This window comes from Stenotrophomonas sp. Steno-C15, assembly GCF_056393265.1.
Window position 1 is genome coordinate 59448 of record NZ_JBWJPF010000015.1, and the last position, 19028, is coordinate 78475.

The window sequence follows — 19028 nt, forward strand, 5'->3', positions numbered from 1 at the left end:
ATGAAGGGACCTCTGGGCTTCAATGCCGATGACCTGATGCAGGAGACCCTGGCCATGCAGCGCAAGCTGATGGAAGGGCTGAAGCTGCTGCCGCAGGTGGAAGATGTCGATTACGGGGTGACCGCCCGCGAGGAAGTCTGGCGTGATGGCAAGGTGGTGCTCTATCGCTTCGTCGGCGAACAGGCACCGACCCGGCGGACGCCGCTGCTGATCGTCTACGCACTGGTCAACCGCCCCTACATGGTTGACCTGCAGGCCGATCGCTCGCTGGTGCAGAAGCTGCTGGCACTGGGGCAGGACGTGTACGTGCTGGACTGGGGCTACCCGGATCGATCCGAACGGTTCCAGACGCTGGAGGACTACCTGCTGCGCTACATCGAGGGCGCGGTGGATGCCCTGCGCGCGCGCAGCGGCGGCCCGGTGGACCTGCTCGGCATCTGCCAGGGCGGTGTGTTCGCGCTGTGCTATGCGGCGCTGCGCCGGCAGAAGCTGGGCAAGCTGATCACCATGGTGACGCCCGTTGATTTCCACACCGCCGACAACATGCTCTCGCACTGGGCGCGGCAGGTGGACGTGGACCTGCTGGTGGACACGCTGGGCAACATCCCGGCCGACCTGATGAATGCCAGTTACCTGATGCTCAAGCCGTTCCGCCTGAACGTGCAGAAGTACGTGGGCCTGCTGGACATCCTCGATGACAAGGCCGCGCTGGAGGATTTCCTGCGCATGGAGAAATGGATCTTCGATTCGCCGGATCTGGCGGGCGAGGCGTTCCGCGACTTCATCAAGCAGTTCTACCAGGACAACGCGCTGGTGAACGGTACGGTGCGGATCGGCGAGGAAGCTGTGGATCTGTCGCAGGTGACCCTGCCCGTGCTGAACATCTATGCCGAGCAAGACCATCTGGTGCCACCGGATGCGTCGCGCGCGATGCGGGGGCGCCTGGGCACGGAGGACTACACCGAGTCCAGTTTCCGCGGGGGGCATATTGGAATCTACGTGTCCGGACGGGCGCAGCGCGAAGTGCCAGCTACGATTGATGGCTGGTTGAAGGCCCGGGACGGGAAGGGCTAGTCTCAGGCGCTCTGGACGGGCTGGAGCCAAGGATGCTGTCGCACAAATCACTGCTGGTTGCAGCGCTGCTGCTGACCCCTGCATGGGCCCCTGCGGCCCCGGGCCCCGTAGCGCGCGGCGAAATCGCGCAGCTGATCTCCAGCCTGGACGGCTCCCAGTGCCGTTTCCAGCGCAACGGCCGCTGGTACGACGGCAGCAGTGCGCGCGCGCACCTGCAGCGCAAGTACGACTACCTGCTGAAGAAGGACCTGGTGGACAGCGCCGAGCAGTTCATCGAACGCGCCGCTACCCAGAGCAGCATGAGCGGCAAGGCCTACCGCATCCAGTGCCCCGGGCAACCGGAGCAGGCGTCGGCTGCATGGTTCAGCGCCCGGCTGCAGGCGCTGCGCCAACGCACGCCGTAGACAGGGGGGCGGTGTAGAGTCGAGTCCTGTTCGACTGCTTTATGCACTGCCAGGAGGATCCGCCATGAGTACCACGCCCCGCACGTTGTCGCGCTCGCTGAACGACCGGATGATCGCCGGGGTGATGGGCGGCATCGCGCATCGCTTCGGCTGGAATTCCACGCTGCTGCGGGTGGTCTTCGTACTGGTGTCGCTGGCATCGGCGGCATTTCCCGGCATCCTGGTCTATCTGATCCTGTGGCTGCTGATTCCCAACGAGGCCGATTGAACCGTCCTGCCATGGTCCGGCCGATCTGGCTGCGTGCCTTGCAGGTGCTGGGTGCAGCCTGGACCGTCCCCAATTCGCTGATCGGCCTGGTCGGAGGCCTGGCCGGGCTGCTGGGCGGTGCGACGGTGCGCTGGAGCGGTCGGGAGTGCGCGCTGGTGTTCGATCGCTGGCCGTGGGGGCCCGGCGGCGCGATCACGCTGGGCAACGTGATCCTGCATACCGGCCATGATCTGGCCATGCCGTGCCGGACCTATGCGCATCAGGCGGGGTGGGGGGCGGAGCCGCTGATCCGGCTGGACGACCATGAGCGCGCGCACGTCTACCAGTACCTGGTGCTGGGGCCGCTGTACCTGCCGGTGTACCTGCTGTGCGGCGGGGTGAGTGCGCGCAACCCGTTCGAGCGGGCGGCGGATCATTACGCCCGGTTCGGGCACGGCTGGTGGCCGTAGTCTGCAGCCAACGGCACAGCCCCTCGTGGGCGGCAATGGACGCCGTGAACCGTTCCCTGGGGGCTTGGCCGCGGCATCCATGCCGCGGACACCCCCGCGACCCCAACCCGACCGCCCTCTGATAGAGGGCTGTGGCCTGCACCACCCACGGAAAAGAAGAAAGAACAGCAGAAGCCGGTCGCCCGCTGCACGTGCTCGTGTAGAGCCGAGCCTGCGCTCGGCTTCGTGGACTGACCTGAAAGCAGCCGAGCGTGGGCTCGGCTCTACAAAATGCAGCCGGCCAGGCTGCTTTTGCTTTCGATCTTCTTTTTCTTTTCCGTGGGTGAACGTGCCCGAAGAACTGTCAGGGGCCGGGCGGGGTGGGTTCGCGGGACCGTTGGCGCCATGGATGGCGCCATCGAGCCCCCAGGGACGGGTTTACGGCGTGTCCCGCGAACCCACCCCGCCCGGCCCAATCACATGAAACGCGTTACACGACCGCCCGCGAGGGGCTGCGCCGTTGGCGGGAATTCCCTTGGAATTCGTTAGCTGGAAGTTAAAGATCCGTAAGCATTCTGCTGCGATCCCGCCGTCATCTGCATGCAACCGATCGTCATTAGCCTGCGTGACGTTCCAGTCAGGTACGACGCGGTAAGCTCCTCTCCGATGGGCTCGCAGCATCGCTCATCGAGTGCAGTACGCAGTAGCAATTTGGAGGAATACATCACATGGCAATCGTTCTCTATGTCGGTGGTAGCAAGGATGGCGAGAAGGGCGTGGTGCCCTATGGCTTCAGCAAATCGCGCGCCGACACCGCGCTGGGGCCGGAGTTCTACACCGAGCGGTTCATGGAACTGCAGGGTGTCGGCAAGGTCAGGCTGATGGCATTGGAAGGCATGCGTGACGAGATCGTCATGCAGCGCGCCGCCCGCCACTACCGCTGACCCTCGCAACACGCGGCAGGGCGCGCCCACCATCGCGCGCCCGCGCCGGCATCCCAGCCCCGGGCCAGTCCGAGCCCCCCTGCCAGGATGCCGGCGTCCAGACCGGCCACGCCGCTGAACCTCGTCTGCTGTCAATGTCTTGTCCGGCTCCGTCGCGGATTGCCAGAATGGGGTCTTCCCGTAACGCGGCACAGACCTGAAGCAATGCACGACGCCAAGAACGCCCAGAGCGCGCTCGCCCAGCAGATCGCCCAGACCATCGCCGAGGAAATCGGTGCCCAGCCCAGCCAGGTGCGCGCCGCGGTCGGCCTGCTTGACGAAGGTGCCAGCGTTCCGTTCATCGCCCGCTACCGCAAGGAAGTGACCGGTGGCCTGGACGACACCCAGCTGCGCAATCTCGAAGTGCGCCTCACCTACCTGCGCGAACTGGAAGACCGCCGTGCGGCGGTGTTGGCCAGCATCGACGAGCAGGGCAAGCTCACCGACGAACTGCGCAACGACATCCTCGCCGCCGATACCAAGAGCCGGCTGGAAGACCTGTACCTGCCCTACAAGCCCAAGCGCCGTACCCGCGCGCAGATTGCGCGCGAGGCCGGCCTGGAGCCGCTGGCCGATGGACTGCTCGCCGATCCGACGCAGGACCCTCAGGCCTTCGCGGCCAGCTTTGTCGATGCTGACAAGGGCGTGGCCGATACCAAGGCGGCGCTGGAGGGCGCGCGGGCGATCCTGATGGAACGCTGGGGGGAAGATGCCGCGCTGGTGGGCGAACTGCGCACCTGGCTGGGCGAACACGGCGTGATCCGCGCCCGCGTGGCCGAGGGCAAGGAGACCGAGGGCGCCAAGTACCGCGACTATTTCGAGCACGCCGAAGCCTTGGCGAAAATTCCCTCGCATCGCCTGCTGGCGCTGTTCCGCGCGCGTCGCGAGGAGATCCTGTACCTGGAGCTGGACCCGGGCAGCGATGCCGAGGCAGGCCATCAGTACGCAGAGGGGCGCGTGGCCCGCAAGGCCGGCATCGCCGACCAGGGCCGTGCCGCCGACCGCTGGCTGCTCGATGCCTGCCGCCTGACCTGGCGTGCCAAGCTGCACATGCACCTGCTGCTGGATCTGTTCAACCAGGCCCGCGAAAAGGCCGAAGCGGACGCGATCACCGTGTTCGGTGACAACCTGAAGGATCTGCTGCTGGCTGCGCCGGCGGGCCCGAAGACCGTGCTTGGGCTGGATCCAGGCATCCGCACCGGCTGCAAGATCGCAGTGGTCGATGCCACCGGCAAGCTGGTCGCCACCGAGACGATCTATCCGCACGAGCCCCGGCGCCAGTGGGAGCAGTCGCTGCAGACGATCAGGCAGCTGTGTACCCGGCACAACGTGGAACTGATCGCGATCGGCAACGGCACCGCAAGCCGCGAGACCGACAAGCTGGCCGGCGAAGCGATCAAGGCGGTCGGCAACCCGAAGCTGCAGAAGGTGGTGGTCAGTGAGGCCGGTGCTTCGGTGTACTCGGCTTCCGAGCTCGCAGCCAGGGAGTTCCCGGACCTGGACGTGTCGCTGCGCGGCGCGGTGTCGATCGCGCGCCGCCTGCAGGATCCGTTGGCCGAGCTGGTCAAGATCGAACCGAAGGCCATCGGCGTGGGCCAGTATCAGCATGACGTCGATCAGTACCGCCTGGCGCGCGCGCTGGACGCCCGCGTGGAGGACTGCGTGAACGCGGTCGGGGTGTACGTGAACACCGCCTCGGCCGCGCTGTTGTCGCGCGTGTCCGGCCTGTCGGCGACGGTGGCCGAGAACATCGTGCGCCATCGCGATGACAATGGTCCGTTCAAGCGCCGCAAGGACCTGCTGAAAGTCGCCCGGCTGGGTGAGAAGACCTTCGAGCAGTGTGCCGGCTTCCTGCGCATTGCCGACGGCGACGAGCCGCTGGACGCGTCCGCCGTGCATCCGGAAGCCTATCCGGTGGTCGAACGCATCGTCGCCAGTACCCAGCGCCCGATCAAGGCGTTGATCGGCGATGGCAGCTTCCTGCGTGGGCTGAAGGCCGAGCAGTTCACCGATGCGACCTTCGGCGTGCCGACGGTGCGCGACATCCTCAGGGAGCTGGAAAAGCCCGGCCGTGACCCGCGCCCGGAGTTCAAGGCCGCACGTTTCGCCGAGGGCGTGGAAGACATCAAGGACCTGCGCGAGGGCATGGTGCTGGAAGGCGTGGTCAGCAACGTCGCCGCGTTTGGCGCCTTTGTCGATATCGGCGTGCACCAGGACGGCCTGATCCACATTTCGGCGCTCTCCGACACCTTCGTGAAGGACCCGCGCGACGTGGTCAAGGCTGGCGATATCGTCAAGGTGAAGGTGCTTGAGGTGGATGTGCCGCGCAAGCGCATCGCGCTGACCCGGCGCCTGGACGATACCCCCGGCCAGGCCACCAGCCGCCCCGGCAGCCGTGACGAGCGTGGTCAGGGACAAGGGCCGCGGCGTGACGCAGGCGGGCCGGGCCGGAGCCCGGGGCGGGGCCAGGGCAACGGCGGTCGGCCCGCCCCCTCGGCAGCCCCGGCCAACAACGCACTGGCTGAAGCCTTCGCCCGCGCCAAGCGCAGTTGAGGAGCGTGTTCCCCGTCACGGTTGAACCGGGGCGGGGGACTTGTCGATTTTCCCCGTGATTGCGCACACTTGCGCATCTGGGGAGGCGTGTGGCCGACCCGCTGTCGCTGGGGAGGACCATGACGCCAGCACGCCCCGTCCGATTCCGTGACAGCTGCAGCGGATTGCTGCGGCCCGTGCACGCCTGCGCGGGACGGAGAAGGGCTTGATGGCGGGTCAGGGCAACAACAGCAACGATCTGCTCGAACGCCGTCTGCATGCGCTGGCCGAAGAGCGTCGGCGGCTTGCGATGATCATCGAAGGCACCGCTGCCGGCACCTGGGAGTGGAACGTGCAGACCGGCGAAATGCGGGTCAACGCGCGCTGGGCCGAAATCGTCGGCTACCGGCTGGAAGAGCTGGAGCCGATCTGCCAGAAGACCTTCGCTGCACTGGTGCATCCGGACGACATTGCGCTGTCGGACACCGCGCTGCAGGAGCATTTCGACGGGCGCAGCGATAACTACGCCTGCCTGGTGCGCATGCGCCACAAGAACGGCCAGTGGATCTGGGTCCATGACCGCGGTCGCGTGTTCGAATGGGACGGTCAGGGGCGGCCGCTGTGGATGGCGGGTGCCCACGCCGACGTCACCGAGCTGCAGCAGGCACGACAGGACGCGGCCGAGAGCCGCCAGCGCCTGCAGTCGGTGGTGGACGCCTCCGACGACGTCGCGGTGATCGCGACCGATACCGATGGCACCATCACCCTGTTCAACACGGGGGCGCAGCGCCTGCTGGGTTACAGCGCCGCCGAGGTGGTCGGCCTGCGGCGGCTGGATGCCTTCCATGAGCCGGATGAGCTGAAGGCCTGGCTGCAACCGCTGGCCGACCCGCAGGGTCGCCTGCCGGATGTGTTCGAGGCCCTCAGTGCGCATGCCGAAGGGCAGACCTATTCGCGGCGATGGACGCTGCTGCGCAAGGATGGCCGGCAACGCCAGGTGCGGCTTTCGATCAGCCGCATGGACGGCGCCGATGGCACGCGCATCGGCTATGTCGGCATGGCCATCGATATCACCGAGATCCTGCAGGCACGTGCGGAAGCACGCATGGCGGCGGAGAAGTTCGCAGGCGCCTTCACCTCGGCTGCGCTCGGCATGGCGCTGGTTTCGCTGGAAGGGCGCTGGCTGGATGTCAATGACGCGCTGTGCCGCATCCTGGGCTATGCGCGCGAGGAGCTGCTGCAGGTCGATTTCCAGCGGCTGACCCATCCGGACGATCTGCAGGCCGATCTGGCCCTGGTGCAGGACCTGCTGGCAGGCCGGTGCAGCCATTACCACCTGGAGAAGCGCTTTCTCGATCGCAACGGCAGGGTGATCTGGACGCGGCTGTCGGTATCGCTGGTGCGCAACGAACGCGGTGAGCCGGTGCATTTCGTCTCGCAGATCCAGGACATCAGCGCACAACGCAGCAGTGAACAGCGCCTGTTTGAAAGCGAGCAGCGCAGCCGCATCACCCTCGACGCCGTCGCCGACCTGGTGCTGAGCGTCAGCCTGGAGGGCCGCATCGAATATGCCAATGCCGCTGCCGTGCGCATGCTGGCCGGCGACGGCGCACAGGCGCTGGCCGGCTACAGGGTGCAGGACGTGCTGGAACTGACCACCGAGTACGCCCCCGGCTCGATGCTGGACGTGGCCGTACTGCTGGACCCGGAAAGCAACGCGGTCGACCTGCATGCCGACCTGCTGCTGCGGCTGGGCACGGCGACGGTGCCGGTGGACCTGACCCGCGCCTGGCTGCGCGACGATGAGGGCCATGTGCGCGGTGCGGTGTGGGTGCTGCGCGACGATACCCAGCAGCGTGCACGGCAGCGCGAAGCGCGCCAGCTGGCGGAGATCGATCCGCTGACCGAACTGAGCAACCGGCGGGGGTTCGAAGTCCATCTGCAGCAGGCCATCACCCGGGTCGAGCGGACAGGCCAGGCGGCATCGCTGATGTACATCGACCTGGACCGCTTCAAGCCGGTCAACGACACCTGGGGCCACCTGGCCGGCGATGCGGTGCTGTGGGCGGTGGCCAGCGTGCTGCGCCACGGCGTGCGCGATTCGGACGTGGTGGCCCGGCTGGGCGGGGACGAGTTCGCGGTGATCCTGTCCGGCTGCACGCCGCGCCGCGCGGCGCGGATCGGCGGCGAACTGCTGCAGACCCTGGCCAGTCTCTCCATTCCCTGGGACCAGCACCGCCTGCGGGTGGGCGCCAGCATCGGTATCGCACCGCTGCTGGGCGGCATGGGGGTGGACCAGGCCGTGGCTGCGGCCGATGCGCAGTGCTACAGGGCCAAGGCAATGGGACGCAACAACGTGCAGGTGCAGGGGGAAGCCGGCGAATGGCCGGCTGAGGGCGTGGACAGCGACGCCGGTGGCGGCTGATCTCAGTCTGTGAGAGGGCGGCCGCGAATACTGCGCGCACACCCACCCCGTTGGAGAGCGACATGCGTTTCTGGACCCCGGATGCCCTGCGTGCCTTCGCGCCGGCAATGGTCGGCTGGTGGCTGGCGGTAGCCGCCTGCCTGCGTTTGGAGCAACTGCACGGCGATGCCCGGGCGCAGGCGCTGCTGCCCACTCTGCAGGGCGGCGTGGTGGTGCTGCTGATGCTGACCCTGGGTGCCATCGTGGCCGCCTGCGTGCTGCTGTGGCGGTCGCGGCGCGGGGATGCGCCGGCACGCTGCTAGCCCTGGCGCTCAGTCCAGCACGCTGTTGGCATCAACCAGCCGCACGTCGTGCATCTGGTTGAGGTAGGCCTCGTAGTAGCCCTTGTGCGAGGCGCCGACGAGGGTCAGCATGCGGGTGCCCGGGTGCTGGCCCAGCACCTCGCGCATGTTGGCGACCATGCGCAGGTTGCGGGTTTCCCAGTAGCCGACGTAGTTGCGGCCGAAGCCTTCTGGCGATGGTTCGACCAGGGCCGCGCCGAAATCGCTGTTGTAGACTTGGGCGATAGTGTCGGGCGCGTTGTAGTTCCGATAGAGCGCCAGCAGGCCATCCGTGCTGCCGAGTTCGGCGTGCAGGGCCGTATCGGCGGCCCGTCGTGCCTTGCTGGCGGGATTGTTCCAGGCGTTCATGATGGCTTCGCCAGCCGCCTTCTCCAGTGCCGCAGGGGTGGGCGAATCAGCGGTGTGGTCATCGACTGCCCACAGGCGTTCCAGGCCCAGGCGTGCGGCAAGCTCGGCCGCGATCAGGCTGACTTCGTTGCGTCGCACGGCGCGTTTGTCGAGGAACTGCACCAGTTGCGGTGACAGGCTGTCTGCGGCGCGACGCTCCTGCCGCGGCAGGCGCAGCCACTGCACCAGCGCAGAGCCGTTCTCACCTGCGGCCAGGAACAGTGCGGCCAGCCGGCGACGCTGTGCGTGCGTCGGTGTGGCGGGCCATGCCGCCAGCACGCGATCGACTTCGGCATTGGCCGCTGGAACATCCAGACCGGTGGCGGCCTGGGCAGGTGCAGGATCGACGCAGTAACTTCCCACGCTCTCGGCATAGCGGGCGGGATTGCGGCGCATGAAATCGCATTGCAGTCCGGACAGGTTCTCCACCGCGATCGCCGTCGGCCGCCATGCCTGCAGGCGCTGCAGCAGCGGCTCCAGCATTGCCGGCTGGAAGGTCGGGGGCAGGCCGGACAGGTGCGGTGAGCCCAGCACCAGCACTTCGTTGACGCGGCCGGCGGGCGGGCCCTTGAGCTGTGCGGGGTTGAAACTTGGCCGATAGCCTGCATCGGCGGCCAGCGCGCCGCTGCTGCACAGGCCGAGGGCGAAAAGAGCAGCCAGGCGTGAAAACATGCGATCTCCGTGTCGATGGACGGTCCGTGGTGGGCGCATCCTTGCCTGTCCACCCCCTTGCCGACAGCCCCGATGGTCATGGCAACCTTTTCGTTGCAGGCTGCATCGAGGGCGCCGTCAGGCGCTGCAGGGGGGAGGGGGCTGGACAGGGCCCGCTGCGGAGGGGCCTAAAGCCCGGAACGGAGGTGCCGATAACCTCACTGGATCCCGCTCCCGTCACCCGCTGCAGGACCCCAGGCTGCCCTGTCGGGCGGCCCGCGCAGTGTGTTCCGCCGCTCCCGGATGTCGATCGCACCCGCCCCCAGATGTTCTTGCCCGTTGCTCGAGAGGTGCCTGCCGGCACCTGTAGTCCAAGCAATTGATGTCGCCGTCGGGCATCCCGCCTGGCGGATCGCAACCGCTTACCGGACACCGAGGATCAGACAATGCTCATTCCAGGCCTTACGGCAGGCGCACAGGCGCCAGCCGAGCTGCACACCCGTTGGTCGCCGTGGCGTTCCCTGCTGGGGGCGCTGGCGGGACAGCCTCGGCCCGGCAGGGTCGACAGCGATCGCGGTCATGCCGAGCTGGCCGCCCAGGTGGCCGCACTGCATCGCGTGCAGGCGGTGATCGAATTCGATCTGGATGGCACCATCCTGCAGGCCAACGACAACTTCCTGCAGGCGGTGGGTTATCGTCTGGACGAAATCCAGGGCAGGCATCATTCGCTGTTCGTCGATCCCGATCAGGCGTCCAGCGCCGAGTATCGGGACTTCTGGGCCCGGCTGGGACGTGGCGAGTTCGACGCCGGACAGTACCGACGGCTGGGCAAGGGCGGGCGCGAAATCTGGATCCAGGCCTCCTACAACCCGGTGCTGGACCCGCAGGGCCGGCCCTTCAAGGTCGTCAAGTTCGCGACCGACATCACCGCGCAGAAGCTGCAGGCCGCCGACTCGGCGGGGCAGCTTGCCGCCATCGACAAGTCGCAGGCGGTGATCGAGTTCAGCCTGGACGGGCACATTCTCTCGGCGAACGCCAACTTCCTCGCCGCCACCGGCTACAGCCTGGAAGAGGTGCGCGGCCAACACCATGCGCTGTTCGTGGAGCCCGAGCTTCGCGACAGCGCCGAGTACCGCCGGTTCTGGGAAAAGCTCGGGCGCGGCGAGTACGACGCCGGGCAGTATCGGCGGCTCGGCAAGGGCGGCCGCGAGATCTGGATCCAGGCCTCCTACAACCCCATCCTGGATGGCAACGGCAGGCCGTTCAAGGTCGTCAAATACGCTACCGACATCACCGCGCAGGTGCATGAGAACCAGGCCATGCAGCGTGCGGTGGCGCAGACCCGGGAGGTCGTGGCGGCGGCCAAGCAGGGCGACCTGACCCGCACCGTCGCCATTGCCGACAAGAGTGGCCCCATCGCCGAGCTGTGCGATGGCGTCAACGCGCTGGTCGAAGCCATGGCGGGCATCATCGGCCAGATCAAGTTCGCTGCCGATACCATCGCGGTCGGCGCGACCGAAATCGCGCAGGGCAACAGCGACCTGTCGCAGCGCACCGAACAGCAGGCGGCCTCGCTGGAAGAAACCGCCGTGTCCATGAAGGGCCTGGCCGATACGGTGCAGCGCACGGCGGCCAATGCGCGCCAGGCAAGCCAGCTGGCCGGCGGCGCAGCGGAGGTGGCTGCGCGCGGCGGCAGCGTGGTGCACGAGGTGGTGGCGACGATGGCCTTGATCAACGCCTCCTCGCGTCGCATCGTCGACATCATCGGGGTGATTGACGGCATCGCATTCCAGACCAACATCCTGGCGCTGAACGCTGCAGTGGAGGCGGCCCGTGCCGGCGAGCACGGCCGTGGGTTCGCGGTCGTCGCCACCGAGATCCGCGAACTTTCGCAGCGCTCGGCCAGCGCCGCCAAGGAGATCAAGCAGCTGATCGACACATCGGTGGCCAATGTCGGTGCGGGCACGGCGCAGGTGGAAAGTGCTGGCCGCACGATGGACGAGATCGTACTCAACGTGCGCAGGGTCAGTGACCTGGTCACCGAGATCAGCAGCGCCTCGCAGCAGCAGAGCGATGACATCCAGCAGATGAACCACGCGGTGGACCTGATCGACCAGGGAACCCAGCAGAACGCGGCGCTGGTCGAGGAAGCGTCCGCCGCGGCGCGCAGCATGGAAGAACAGTCGGCCCACCTGCTGCAGACCGTCGCCGGATTCCGTGTGCAGGGGGCGGCGGGCGGCGGTACCCTGCAGCATGGCGTGCCGACCCTGCGCGTGGTCTAGGCGCGCAGGGCAGGGGCCGCTGTACGTTCCGGCAAAGCCTCGCCGCGGACGCAGTTTCGGCCCGCGCGCTTGGCCCGGTACAGGGCCTGGTCCGCACGTTCGACCACGCTGTCCGGTTCCTGCCGAGCATCGGCAGCCAACCATGCCACGCCGATGCTGACGGTTACGCTGGACGGGCCGGACGGCAGCGCGGCGTCTTCGACCGCCACGCGGATGCGCTCGCCCATGGCCATCGCATGGGCCACGTCGGAGGAAGGCAGCGCAGCGATGAATTCCTCGCCGCCGTAGCGGGCGAGCAGGTCGTCACCGCGCTGCAGGCAGCCATCGATGATCGCGGCCACCGCCTGCAGGCGGCGATCGCCCTCCGGGTGTCCGTAGGTATCGTTGAGGCGCTTGAAGTGGTCGATGTCGATCATCAGCACCGCCAGGCCCAGGCCCTGGCGCCGCGCGCGCCGTTGGGCGCCCGGCAGCGATTCATCGAAACTGCGGCGGTTGCCCAGCCCGGTCAGCGGGTCACGCCGGGCCAGCGCTGCCAGCTCGTCGCGCTGGCGCTGGATGTCCACCTGGCTCAGCACGCTGCGCAGTGCATAGCCCAGCATGGCGCCGATGAAGCCCACCGTTGCCATCGTCTGGTTCGTGCGCGCCATCAGCAATGCGACCAGCATCAGCAGAAGCGGCAGCATCAACGGCACGCTGGCCTCGACGAAACGCCGCAGGTTGCGCGGGACAGGCGGCGCGGTCCTGCGCCGCGGACTGCCGGCGATCACCGCCAGCAGCAGGAACAGGCCGCTGATGAGCAGATCTGCCCATCCGCCGTCCGGGGTCTGCGGCCGATACCGGCTGACGTACTGCTCGATCAGGAAGTAGCCGAGCAGGAACAGGGTGAGGGTGCGGAAGAAGTCGCGGCGATCTGCGTTGTCCTCGGCCAGGTAGCGGATCAGCGCGAAGCTGAACAGCAGGCTGTTCTGCGTGGTGCTGATGGCGTTCAGGCCATGCGTCCACAGCGCGGTATCCAGCTGCGCAGTCGATTGCGCATGCGTGTAGTACAGCAGCCAGAGCAGGCCGATGATCGACAGGTCGACGCTGCGGACATGGCGGTTCCGGCTGTCGGCGCTGGCGGCCACGTAGGTCAGCGGGATGCGATAGAACACGTAGAGGATCAACGATGTCAGTGCGACCTGCGCCGGCCAGGCATTGGTGATGCCTGGAAACAGCAGTGGCAGCAGTGCGACCGGAAACAGGCTGACGGCGAAAGCGAAGGTCCTCCATTTGCAGGCGGCGTGGCTGTCACGCGCACGGCGCACGCATGCCATGGCCGCCAGCAGCGGCGCGGCGCTCGACATCAGGAACGAACCCACCGGATCTCCAGGGCCTGCCAGGCCGACGACGAATGCATGCGTGACCAGAAAAAACAGTGCAGCCGGCAACGTCATGCATTCCCCCGCCCCCAGGTACGGCCAGTCACGATAGGCAGATGCGCATGCGCCTTGCAAGAATTCCGCAGCGTTGGCCTGCTGGCAACGTTGTCAGCTGCGGCGCGCACGGCGGCGGCGCTGGGCGGTCGCCGCGCGGGAGGGGCGACGCAGGTGACGGGCCGGAAATGCAGAAGGCCAGGTCGTGGACCTGGCCTTTGATGCATGGTGCCGGTGAAAGGACTCGAACCTTCATGGGGTTGCCCCCGGCTGATTTTGAGTCAGCTGCGTATACCATTCCGCCACACCGGCAGGCAGCGGGTGATTTTACCCGAGGTCGAGCGCACTTTCATAGAGGCTGCCCGGCGCGGGACGATTGCGGCCGAATCTGCCGGCATTGCCCCCGTGATCGCTATACTGCGCCGGCGTGATATGCACAGGAGCGGGAATCGATGGCGGCGTTGCAGGACCTGCGGGTACTGGTGGTCGAGAACGACGAGATGAGCGCGGCCCTGCTGCAGATGCAACTGGTGCAGGCCGGTGCACAGGTGGTGGGGCTGGCTGCGAGCGTCGGCGAAGCGCTGAGGCTGCTGGAAGAAACCACGCCGGACGTGGCGCTGCTGGACTATCGCCTGGCCCACCAGGAAACCAGTGAGCCGGTCGCGGCGGCGCTGGCCGCCCGCGGCGTGCCCTTCGTGCTCGCGACCGGCATGTCGGCGGAGCAGCTGCCACAGGCCATGCAGTCGGGTGTGCTGCTGGTCAAGCCCTACCTGTCCGCGGAGCTGTCGCAGGCGCTGGCCCGCGCGGTCGGGCATTCCAGCGCCCGCGCCTGATCCAGGCGCGGTGGCCGGACGATCCGGCCGCAGTGCGTGCTCAGGCGGACTCCTCGAAGACGTAACGGATCTCCTCGCGATCGTCGAGGATGCGGTATTGGTTGGCCAGATCGCCAGGTTCCGGATTGAGCCATGCATCGAGGTGCTCGGGCCGGATCGGCACGATGCCGCGATCATGGCCGGCGGCGGAGATATCGGCCGGCGGCGTATCGGTGATGGTCGCAAATGAGAGGAGGCGTCCTTCGGGGCCGTCCCACTCGGACCAGAGGCAGGCTACCAAGAGGTCGCGGGGCGGGTCGGGGCGGAACTCAAGGACCACATCTCCCGTCCTGTCATCAGGGGCCGGTGCGCGTCCGCCAACCGCGTGCCGGGACACGTGTTCGTAGAAGGCCTGGATGACGACCACGCCATGACGCTGCCCGAAAGCGCCGCGCCAGTAGCCTTCCAGGCTGTCACGGCGGGCGTTGTAACTGCCCGGATAGAGCACGTCGTTGCGCGCGGGCGCATCCGGCAGACGGCACCGGTAGCGCATCGGTTTGATCACCCGTTGCCCGTTCTCGCTCACCATCACCGGCGCGTAGGTGCCGGGGAAAATGCGGTTGTCGCGGGGCAGCAGCTGCACGCGATGCAGGTCGTCGAGCCGGGTCTGCGCGCGATCGATGCGGTTGCCGGCGATGCGCAGCTCGTTGCGCGCCTTCAGTGTGGGACGGGTGGCCAGGGCTGCGATTGCGATGTCGCGGCGTTCGCGCTGCTGGGCCAGCTCGGCTTCCAGCGTGGCCTGCTCCTGTGCATGCCACCGCTGGATGCGGGCCACGATGTCGCGGCCGAGCTCCGTGCGCGCGCCAGCGAAGCCGTCATCCATGGCCTTGGGCGTCCTGGGCTGCTTTTTGCCGGGGTCGTACGCGTACAGCGCGGCGAACTCCTCCAGCGACAGCACGGCACCGAACTCGCGCACCAGCTTGGCGTAGTCGGCCCGGATCAAAGCGGAGTAGCACATGCGATATCTGTCGGGGTGGGTCGCGGCGGCTGCGACGCGGATGCGGCAGGATAGCCTGACACTCAGGGAGATTCCGCATGAACGATCCGGCCCATTGCCATTTCCGTGAAGGCGTGCCCACGGTCGAGGCCTATTGCCAGCTCCGGGCGCTGGCCGGGCTCAGCGCCAAGACCGCCGAAGCGGCTGCACGTGCGCTGCCCAATACCCTGTTCGGTGTCTGCGCCTATCAGGGCAGTGAGCTGGTGGCGATGGGCCGGATCGTCGGCGATGGCGGCTGCCACCTGCAGGTCTGCGATATCGCCGTGCTGCCGCCGTTGCAGGGGCAGGGACTGGGCAAGGAGGTGATGCGGCGTCTGGACGAATGGATGCAGGCCAACCTTCCGCCTTCGGCCTATGTGAGCCTGCTCGCCGATGGCGAGGCACATCGGTTGTATGCGCAGTACGGATTCGCGCCGACGGCGCCAGCCTCGATCGGAATGTATCGACGCTTCTGAAAAGAAAAACCCCGGCCGAAGCCGGGGTTTTCAGAAATTGGCGTCCCCACGGGGATTCGAACCCCGGTCGCCACCGTGAAAGGGTGATGTCCTAGGCCTCTAGACGATGGGGACGCACGAAAACTTCAAGTTGTAGAACCTTCGACGGCCTGATGTCGAAAGTGGTGGAGCCAAGCGGGATCGAACCGCTGACCTCCTGCATGCCATGCAGGCGCTCTCCCAGCTGAGCTATGGCCCCATGAAACCAGGATGCCTGCCGGGAGCAGGGTCCTTTTGAAACTGGCGTCCCCACGGGGATTCGAACCCCGGTCGCCACCGTGAAAGGGTGATGTCCTAGGCCTCTAGACGATGGGGACGCACGAAAAACTTCAAGTTGTAGAACTTTCGACGGCCTAATGTCGAAAGTGGTGGAGCCAAGCGGGATCGAACCGCTGACCTCCTGCATGCCATGCAGGCGCTCTCCCAGCTGAGCTATGGCCCCGTGTTACCGAGCCGCCTATCATACCTGCGTGTTCACGTTTGTGGAAGCCTTTTGAGCTTTTTCGTTCCGGCGCCCCGCATACGATCCGGGAGACTACCGTGACGCCACAACCTGAATGCCGGTTGGCGGTGAACAAAAAAGACCCGCTTATCGGCCGGGTCCTCGTTGTTCGTGATGAGTGGCGTCCCCACGGGGATTCGAACCCCGGTCGCCACCGTGAAAGGGTGATGTCCTAGGCCTCTAGACGATGGGGACGCAATTCTCATCAATGTTCTTTAGCGACCTTTCGACGGCCTAATGCCGAAAGATTGGTGGAGCCAAGCGGGATCGAACCGCTGACCTCCTGCATGCCATGCAGGCGCTCTCCCAGCTGAGCTATGGCCCCACGTCGCTGAGGAGCGAAATAATAGCGATGCCCCCTGGGGTTGGCAAGCATTTGTTGCACTTTTCTTCACGTCCGCGGCCGGGTGCGCCATCGTTCCGCCGGGTGCCTGGTCACTCGCCGTCTTCGGTCAGCGCCGCCAGGATCGGGCAGTGCACCAGCGCACCGTGGCCAGGGCAGGCCTCGACCAGTTGCGACAGTGCCGCATGCATGCGCTGCAGTTCGTTCATGCGCTGCTCGATGTCGCGCAGGCGCGTCCGTGCGGTGTCACGCACGCTGCCCATGTCGTGCTGGTGCTGGTCGCTCAGTGCGAGCAGTTCAGCGATCTCCTCCAGGCTGAAACCCAGCGCCTTCGCACGGCGGATGAAGCGCAGGCGACGCAGGTCCTGCTCGCCGAAGATGCGGTAGCCACCGGCCGAACGTGCCGCGGTGGGCAACAGCTGCTGGCGCTCGTAGTAGCGGACCGTATCGATCGGGACGCCGGCCCGGCGCGCCAGCTGACCAATGTTCATGGCGGAATTCCTCGGGTTTCCGGTCGCCATTCTGAACCCTTGAGTCTGGTCCAGGGTCAATGCGATGTGTGAGATACGCATCCAGTGCACTTTGCAACTTTCTTCATAGCCTCGCCGATGGAGCACTTTCTACCCTGCACCTGAACCGGTCATTCGCTGGCCAGAACCGAGGAGGTGCACTGTGGAGGGAATCAGGAGCGAGGGGTTCGTTGAAGTGGGGGTGGTCGAGTACCCCGGTGGCGACCCGTCGGCAGCATCGGTACTGGCTGAAATGGCACATGTGGCCAACCGCGTGGCGCAGCAGCAGCGGCGCCCGTTCAAGCGGGTGCTGGTGACCCGCTGGATCGTGCCGGCCAGCCGCAGCGGGGTACATCGCATCGCGGGCGCGGACATGCTGGACGCGGCCATTCCCGCGGTGATCGCGGTTCCGGGCCAGGTCAGTTCGACGGCCTCTCTTCGTACCGATGAAATCCTGCTCGACTGGCTCCGTGCGCACTACGACGGCGGCAGTCTGCTGGCGGCCGCGGCGGATGGGGTGAGCGTATTGGCCCGGGCCGGCCTGCTGGCGGGCCGGACCGTGTCGGGTCCGGATCTCAGCCGCCATCCCGGACTGGTGGCGCAGGCTGTCAGCTGGGTACCCAGCGAACGCGCACTGGTGGACGATGGTGATCTGCTGACCGTCGCAGGTGTGCAGGCATGGCGCTTTCTCGGCCTGCGACTGCTGCACCGGCTGTTTGGTCAGGGCGTGGCCAGCGCGGTGGCCACGCAGCTCGCGATCACCGTTCCGGAACCGATCCAGCAGGATCTGGAGCGCTTCAGCGCCAACTTCGCCCATGGGGACCGCGACGTGCTGAAGGCCCAGCGCTGGCTGCACACCACGGCGGCGCGCGGCGCCACGCTTGCTTCGATCTGCGAAGTGGCCGGGCTGGAGCCGCGCACTCTGCAGCGCCGCTTCCTGAGAGCGACCGGGCTGCGTCCGATCGAATACTGCCAGCGACTGCGGGTGGCCAAGGCGCAGACATTGCTGCAGCAGGGGGCGGGTATCGATGAGGTGGCCTGGGGGGTCGGCTATGCCGATCAGAGTGCGTTCCGGCGTCTGTTCCTGCGCATCGTCGGCATGACGCCGGCGAACTATCGACGTCACGTCAGCAACAAGCGCCGCGAACGCCCGCTGCTGCCCTCCGTGGCTGGGAGCCTGCGCGGACTGGCGCCGGCGCCGACGCCGGGCATTCAGATGGGGCGCAGCGCGGCTTGACGATTGACGGTCGGTCGTCGCGCTTGCATCGCAGGCGCGACGCTTCGACCATGCGGTCAGTCGATCGTTGAGTGGGTGTAGTGATGTCCAGCGTTGGGCCGGTGCCGATGCCGGTCGTTCTGATTCTGATCTGTGTACTGATTGCGATGACGATCGCCCGGCTCTGGCCCGGTCGCCGTGCGCAGGGACCGCAGCCTTCGGCGCCCGGCATGGTGCTGGATATGCTGCTGGTGGGGCTGCTGTGTGGCCGCATCAGCTTCGTCGCCGTCAATGCGGCGCTGTATCGCGACTCGCCATGGAGCGTTCTGCAGATCACCGATGGCGGATACCACCTGGTCGTCGTGCTGATGGCTGCGTTGGCGTGGGGATTGTGGCGGCTGCGTGGACATCCCGCGCTGCGCCGGCCGGTACTGGCAGCAGCGCTGGCAGGTACGCTGCTGTGGGGCGCAGCCACTCACGGCGTGTCCGGGTGGCAGGCGCGGCATATGCCGCTGCCCAGGCTGGAGGTGATGGACCTGCAGGGCCGTGTCATCGATCTGCAGCAGTTCCGCGGGAAACCCGTGGTCGTGAATCTATGGGCAACGTGGTGTGGTCCGTGCCGACGTGAAATGCCCGTGCTGGCAGCCGCGCAGGACGCACATGACGATGTGCGGTTCGTGTTCCTCAATCAGGGAGAAAGTCTGGACGAGGTCCAGGGTTTCATTGCCGGCGAACGCCTGCAGCTGCGCAACGTGCTGCTGGATGACGATGCTGCCGCATCTGCGGCGCTCGGGGTGCAGGCGTATCCTTCCACCCTGTTCTTCGATGCTGACGGACGCCTGCAGGAGCTGCATCTGGGTGAACTGACCATGGCAGGGCTTGAACACAAACTGCGCCGGCTGCGGTAG

Annotated in this window: 17 protein-coding genes and 7 tRNA genes; 13 read left to right on the forward strand and 11 right to left on the reverse strand. The window is 66.8% G+C overall.

From position 1 onward, the window contains the following. The 8 genes from AC06FB_RS12660 to AC06FB_RS12695 all read left to right on the forward strand — a co-directional run bounded on the left by AC06FB_RS12660 (position 1) and on the right by AC06FB_RS12695 (position 8416). Positions 1 to 1074 carry a class III poly(R)-hydroxyalkanoic acid synthase subunit PhaC gene (locus tag AC06FB_RS12660; protein ID WP_053517887.1) on the forward strand — a complete coding sequence of 358 codons (1074 nt, stop codon included), beginning with the start codon at positions 1 to 3 and terminating at the stop codon, positions 1072 to 1074. A 32-nt stretch (positions 1075 to 1106) separates the two neighbouring features. Further along, positions 1107 to 1478 (forward strand): YfeK family protein, encoded by a 372-nt coding sequence (locus tag AC06FB_RS12665; RefSeq protein ID WP_053517888.1) that lies wholly within the window; start codon positions 1107 to 1109, stop codon positions 1476 to 1478. Positions 1479 to 1542: 64 nt separating this feature from the next. Continuing rightward, positions 1543 to 1746 (forward strand): PspC domain-containing protein, encoded by a 204-nt coding sequence (locus AC06FB_RS12670; RefSeq protein WP_053517889.1) that lies wholly within the window; start codon positions 1543 to 1545, stop codon positions 1744 to 1746. Between the two features lie 11 nt (positions 1747 to 1757). Next, on the forward strand, positions 1758 to 2195 hold the full coding sequence (locus AC06FB_RS12675; RefSeq protein WP_053517890.1) for a hypothetical protein: 438 nt from the start codon (positions 1758 to 1760) through the stop codon (positions 2193 to 2195). A gap of 707 nt (positions 2196 to 2902) precedes the next feature. Further along, positions 2903 to 3118, forward strand: a complete 216-nt coding sequence (locus AC06FB_RS12680) for a hypothetical protein (protein WP_005410085.1) — start codon at positions 2903 to 2905, stop codon at positions 3116 to 3118. A 204-nt stretch (positions 3119 to 3322) separates the two neighbouring features. After that, positions 3323 to 5710: a Tex family protein gene (locus AC06FB_RS12685; RefSeq protein WP_346480739.1), complete on the forward strand. Its 2388-nt coding sequence runs from the start codon at positions 3323 to 3325 to the stop codon at positions 5708 to 5710. Positions 5711 to 5918: 208 nt separating this feature from the next. Next, a complete protein-coding gene (locus AC06FB_RS12690; protein WP_322523160.1) occupies positions 5919 to 8114 on the forward strand; it encodes a PAS domain S-box protein in 2196 nt (731 codons plus the stop codon). A 62-nt stretch (positions 8115 to 8176) separates the two neighbouring features. Continuing rightward, on the forward strand, positions 8177 to 8416 hold the full coding sequence (locus AC06FB_RS12695; RefSeq protein WP_053517894.1) for a hypothetical protein: 240 nt from the start codon (positions 8177 to 8179) through the stop codon (positions 8414 to 8416). Positions 8417 to 8425: 9 nt separating this feature from the next. Here the strand turns inward: AC06FB_RS12695 and AC06FB_RS12700 are convergent, their stop codons facing one another. Further along, positions 8426 to 9514: a DUF5694 domain-containing protein gene (locus tag AC06FB_RS12700; protein WP_478053756.1), complete on the reverse strand. Its 1089-nt coding sequence runs from the start codon at positions 9512 to 9514 to the stop codon at positions 8426 to 8428. A gap of 425 nt (positions 9515 to 9939) precedes the next feature. Here AC06FB_RS12700 and AC06FB_RS12705 point away from each other — a divergent pair, with 425 nt between their 5' ends. After that, on the forward strand, positions 9940 to 11775 hold the full coding sequence (locus tag AC06FB_RS12705) for a methyl-accepting chemotaxis protein (RefSeq protein WP_262100792.1): 1836 nt from the start codon (positions 9940 to 9942) through the stop codon (positions 11773 to 11775). On the opposite strand, the gene AC06FB_RS12710 is transcribed toward AC06FB_RS12705, so the two are convergent. Next, complete coding sequence (locus AC06FB_RS12710; protein ID WP_253120153.1) at positions 11772 to 13208, reverse strand: GGDEF domain-containing protein; 1437 nt, start codon at positions 13206 to 13208, stop codon at positions 11772 to 11774. The genes AC06FB_RS12705 and AC06FB_RS12710 overlap by 4 nt on opposite strands. A 205-nt stretch (positions 13209 to 13413) precedes the next feature. Then, positions 13414 to 13499, reverse strand: a tRNA-Leu gene (locus AC06FB_RS12715). A 140-nt stretch (positions 13500 to 13639) separates the two neighbouring features. Between AC06FB_RS12715 and AC06FB_RS12720 the strand changes: the two genes are divergently transcribed. Beyond that, on the forward strand, positions 13640 to 14020 hold the full coding sequence (locus AC06FB_RS12720) for a response regulator (RefSeq protein WP_053520434.1): 381 nt from the start codon (positions 13640 to 13642) through the stop codon (positions 14018 to 14020). Between the two features lie 40 nt (positions 14021 to 14060). On the opposite strand, the gene AC06FB_RS12725 is transcribed toward AC06FB_RS12720, so the two are convergent. After that, entirely contained in the window at positions 14061 to 15017 is a 957-nt protein-coding gene (locus AC06FB_RS12725; RefSeq protein WP_322523163.1) for an SOS response-associated peptidase family protein, read from the reverse strand. Between the two features lie 77 nt (positions 15018 to 15094). Between AC06FB_RS12725 and AC06FB_RS12730 the strand changes: the two genes are divergently transcribed. Continuing rightward, positions 15095 to 15511 (forward strand): GNAT family N-acetyltransferase, encoded by a 417-nt coding sequence (locus AC06FB_RS12730; protein ID WP_065182734.1) that lies wholly within the window; start codon positions 15095 to 15097, stop codon positions 15509 to 15511. Positions 15512 to 15549: 38 nt separating this feature from the next. Here AC06FB_RS12730 and AC06FB_RS12735 read toward each other — a convergent pair. From AC06FB_RS12735 to AC06FB_RS12765, 7 genes are all read right to left on the reverse strand, one after another. Beyond that, positions 15550 to 15625: transfer RNA gene (locus tag AC06FB_RS12735), tRNA-Glu, on the reverse strand. A gap of 48 nt (positions 15626 to 15673) precedes the next feature. After that, positions 15674 to 15749: transfer RNA gene (locus AC06FB_RS12740), tRNA-Ala, on the reverse strand. A gap of 42 nt (positions 15750 to 15791) precedes the next feature. Further along, positions 15792 to 15867, reverse strand: a tRNA-Glu gene (locus tag AC06FB_RS12745). A gap of 49 nt (positions 15868 to 15916) precedes the next feature. Next, positions 15917 to 15992: transfer RNA gene (locus AC06FB_RS12750), tRNA-Ala, on the reverse strand. A gap of 179 nt (positions 15993 to 16171) precedes the next feature. Beyond that, positions 16172 to 16247 (reverse strand) — tRNA-Glu (locus AC06FB_RS12755). Between the two features lie 54 nt (positions 16248 to 16301). Then, positions 16302 to 16377: transfer RNA gene (locus AC06FB_RS12760), tRNA-Ala, on the reverse strand. Positions 16378 to 16487: 110 nt separating this feature from the next. Further along, entirely contained in the window at positions 16488 to 16886 is a 399-nt protein-coding gene (locus AC06FB_RS12765) for a heavy metal-responsive transcriptional regulator (RefSeq protein WP_065175310.1), read from the reverse strand. 181 nt (positions 16887 to 17067) lie between these two features. Here AC06FB_RS12765 and AC06FB_RS12770 point away from each other — a divergent pair, with 181 nt between their 5' ends. Then, positions 17068 to 18141, forward strand: coding sequence for a GlxA family transcriptional regulator (locus AC06FB_RS12770; protein ID WP_065182735.1), 1074 nt, complete (start codon positions 17068 to 17070; stop codon positions 18139 to 18141). Positions 18142 to 18224: 83 nt separating this feature from the next. Continuing rightward, a complete protein-coding gene (locus AC06FB_RS12775) occupies positions 18225 to 19028 on the forward strand; it encodes a TlpA disulfide reductase family protein (protein WP_111185979.1) in 804 nt (267 codons plus the stop codon).